This window comes from Rhizobacter sp. P3_B12 (assembly GCF_056402895.1).
In genome coordinates, this window is record NZ_JBFUGN010001413.1 from 1 (window position 1) to 1,182 (window position 1,182).

Annotated in this window: 2 protein-coding genes; both read right to left on the reverse strand. The window is 73.3% G+C overall.

Going from position 1 to position 1,182, the window contains the following annotated elements:
* On the reverse strand, positions 1 to 156 hold a 156-nt coding region (locus AC1D01_RS35695), incomplete at its 3' end, for an ATP-binding cassette domain-containing protein (RefSeq protein ID WP_477874403.1).
* The coding region (locus AC1D01_RS35700) for a branched-chain amino acid ABC transporter permease (protein ID WP_477874401.1) at positions 153 to 1,182 on the reverse strand (1,030 nt) is incomplete at its 5' end. The genes AC1D01_RS35700 and AC1D01_RS35695, both read right to left, overlap by 4 nt.

Sequence of the window (1,182 nt, forward strand, 5' to 3'; positions counted from 1 at the left end):
GAACAGCGTCGACTTGCCGGCACCGTTCGGGCCGATCAGTGCGTGGCGCTCGCCGGCCCGCAGTTCGAGGTCGACCCCGCGGATGATCTCGACCGGGCCGAAGGATTTGCGCAGGCCGCGAATGCGCAGGATCGGGTCAGGGCTCACGTCGCTCATGCCGCACTCCCGAAGCGGCGCCGCGCGGCGACCGCCAGCACGCCGCCGCACGCCAGCAGGCTGGCCGGCAGCAGCCACGTCGACGCGGCGGCCGGCGACCAGGGCCGGCCCAGCAGCGGGATCGCGGGCCACCCCGCAGCCGCCTGGGCCAGCGCCCGGTAGTCGTGCGAGCACAGCCGTTGCAGCATCTCGACGGCGAAGACACTGCCTGCCGCCAGCAGCAGCGCCGCGCCCGCCACCAGCCCGGCCACGGCCACCGCCCGGCGCCAGCCCTGGCGCTCGACGAGCCGTGCGCCCGCACCGAACAGCCCCGACAACCCGGCCGGCGCGAACATCATCACCAGCACGAACAGCACGCCCTGGTACAGCAGCCACGACTGCGTGGCGTCGGACACCGCGTAGCCGAAGAAGGTCATCAGCGCCGCCCCGAGCGCCGGCCCGAGGAAGATGCCGACGCCGCCGATGTAGCTGTTCAGCACCACGGTGGCCGACACGCCGGCATCGAAGACGGCGTAGTTCGCGGCCTCGTTGCTCAGCGCCTGCAGCCCGCCGGCGAGGCCGGAGAACATCGCCGAGATCGCGAAGGCCGACACGCCGAGGCCGTGCACGTCGTAGCCGAGGAAGCGCAGCCGGTGCGCGTTCTCGCGCAGCGCGAGCGTCAGCCGGCCAGCCGGCGTGCGGCTGTGGAAGTACAGCAGCCCGAGGGCCGCCAGCACCCACGCGAGGGTCAGGTAGTAGACCTGGACCGTCGAGCCGAAGGCCAGGCCCCAGGCGGGCGCACGCATCGTCGAGAGGCCGGATTCGCCGCCGAACAGGCCCTTCAGTTGCGGCGCCAGCGCATGCAGCAGCTCGGCGATGGCCAGCGTGATCATCGCGAAGGTGGTGCCGCTGCGCTGCGTGGCGAACCAGCCGGCCGCGATGCCGACGGCGAGCCCCGCCCCGGCCCCCACCAGCGGCATCAGCGGCGTCGGCAGCAGCCCGCTGCCACCGAAGGCATTCATCGCATGCACCGTCGCGAAGGTGCCG